The following is a 2,505-nucleotide window of genomic DNA, read 5'->3' on the forward strand; positions in this document are numbered from 1 at the left end:
CGGCCCATCGCGACCAGCAGGCGGCCGGGTTCGTCGCGCGCCTCGGTGGCCACGTCGTTGTCCAGGCGTCCATCGGCAATGGCTTCGGCGGCGCGGGTGGCCTGGTTCAGCGGTCCGGTCAGGCTGCGGGTGATGGTCCAGGCCAGCAGGCCACTGACGATCAGCACGGCCAGGCCGCCGCCGAGCAGCATGTTGCGGCCATCGGTCATCGCCTCGGTGGCCGTGGCATAGGCCTGCTTCATCTGCGCGTCCTGGATATCGGCGTTTTCCCGAATCTTGGCCTGCCAGGCGGCTGTGGCCGGTCGCGCCTTTTCGTTCAATAGGGCTTGCGCTTCGTCGTTGCGATTGGCCGCGCCGAGCGCAATCACCTGATCGTTGATCTTGCCTGCGACCGTCCGTTGCGCATCGATCTCCGCGCGCAGCGTGCGGATGCGCTCGCTGGTTGAAGGGAACGCATCGAGTTGCCTGCGCATCTCCATATAGTGCGCGCGATGCTGCTTGATTTCCGCCAGTGCTTCCCGGTTGAGCTGTTCGCTGCTCACCATTGCCAAGGTGCCGAGCGCGACCAGGATGTTGGCGTTGTCGTCGAGCATGCCGTTGCTGATGCGGATCTTCTCGACGTTGATCTTGACGATGCGGTCCAGCTCGTTCCGCGCCCGCGACATGGACAGCAGGCCGGCCGCGACCAGCAGGCAGGACAGCAGGATCAATAGGCCGAACGCGCCGCCGAGGCGGCGGCCCACGTTGTAGCGTTGCAAGAGCGACGTCATGTTGGAACCCCCTGAAAATGGACGAGTCACGGCGTGGTCGGTAGCAGGGAAAACCGGTCGTAATGCTGGTTTCATCTGTGATGAAGTGCGTAAAACAGGCGAAAGGCATGCGGAAACATGCGTCCAAGCCACGCCAACACGGCACACGATGCGTTTTCCCCACTGCTGCAGCACGGCTTCAGCGACCGGCAGCTCCTCCGATCGCTCCCCTGAAGCGCCGGTTCCACCTCCCCAGGTGTGACCGGCACGCACATGTAGACAAAAACTGTGCGCTCAATTGGCTATCGGCAATCGCGGCGGGTTCTTTAGGTCCGCGTTGCGGTGTTTGCAGGTCGGATGGCGGGCACCTGCGTGCAGCGCGCGCCCTGTCTCTGGCGGCCATGTCCGCAGAGACGCGGATCTGCAGCGCACACCGCAAACAAAAAGCCCCGGCATCGCTGCCGGGGCTCGTGTGTGGCGTGGTGCGGGAGGGCGGGGCGGTCAGGCCGCCTGCTGCACCCGCAGCGAGCGGACCAGGCCACCGATGTCCACGATCAGGGCGACGCGGCCGTCGCCGAGGATGGTGGCACCGGAGATGCCGCTGATGCGCCGGTAGTTGTTCTCGATGTTCTTGACCACCACCTGCTGCTGGCCGATCAGTTCGTCCACTTCCAGCGCCAGCTTCTGCCCGTCGGCCTCGACCACCACCACCAGCGGTTCTTCGCTCTGCTCGATGCGGCCGAAGCCGTAGGAGTCGCTGAGCGAGAGGATCGGCAGGTACTCGCCACGGACCCGCAGCACGCGGCCTTCGCCGGCCATGGTGCGGATGTCGTCGGCCTTGGGCTGCAGCGCCTCGATGACGTAGGCCAGCGGCAGGATCAGGGTTTCGCCCGACACCGCCACGGTCATGCCGTCGAGGATCGCCAGGGTCAGCGGCAGGCGGATCAGCACGCGGGTGCCGCGGCCGGATTCGCTTTCCAGCTGCACTTCGCCGCCCAGGCCCTGGATGTTGCGGCGGACCACGTCCATGCCGACGCCACGGCCGGACAGATCGGTGACCGCGTCGGCGGTGGAGAAGCCCGGGGCGAAGATCAGGTCCCAGACCTGCGCATCGCTCGGGTTGTCCGGCACCGCGATGCCGCGTTCGGCGGCCTTGGCCAGGATGCGGTTGCGGTTGAGGCCGGCGCCGTCGTCGCTGACTTCGATGACGATGTGGCCGCCCTGGTGCGAGGCCGCCAGGGTGATGGTGCCGGTCTCGTCCTTGCCGGCGGCGCGGCGCGCCTCCGGCAGTTCCAGGCCGTGGTCGATCGAGTTGCGCACCAGGTGCACCAGCGGATCGGCGATCTTCTCGATCAGGCCCTTGTCCAGCTCGGTGCCCTCGCCGATCGTGCGCAGGCGCACCTGCTTGCCGAGGCGGGTGGAGAGGTCGCGGACCAGGCGCGGGAAGCGGCGGAACACCGCGTCCACCGGCAGCATGCGCACGCCGATCACCGCTTCCTGCAGGTCGCGGGTGTTGCGTTCGAGCAGGTCCAGGCCGGCGAACAGGCGCTCGGCCACGGCCTGGTCCAGGCCGGTGGAGACCTGCTTGAGCATGGCCTGGGTGATGACCAGTTCGCCGACCAGGTTGATCAGCGCGTCGACCTTGTCGACGCTGACGCGGATCGAGCTTTCCGCTTCGTGCGCGGCCGCGGCATTGCCCGCCGGCGCGTTGGCAGCCACGGCGGCGGCCGGCGCCGCGGTGGCGGCGGTCGGCGGC

The 2,505-nt window shown here is 67.5% G+C and carries 2 protein-coding genes; both read right to left on the minus strand.

The features are described 5' to 3' along the window. A partial coding sequence (locus D183_RS0103570; protein WP_343122556.1) for an MCP four helix bundle domain-containing protein occupies positions 1-800 on the minus strand: 800 nt, incomplete at its 3' end. Positions 801-1,250: 450 nt separating this feature from the next. Further along, the coding region (locus D183_RS0103575; RefSeq protein WP_017907789.1) for a chemotaxis protein CheA at positions 1,251-2,505 on the minus strand (1,255 nt) is incomplete at its 5' end.

It is taken from the genome of Xanthomonas sp. SHU 199 (genome assembly GCF_000364665.1).
Lineage (GTDB): Bacteria > Pseudomonadota > Gammaproteobacteria > Xanthomonadales > Xanthomonadaceae > Xanthomonas_A > Xanthomonas_A sontii.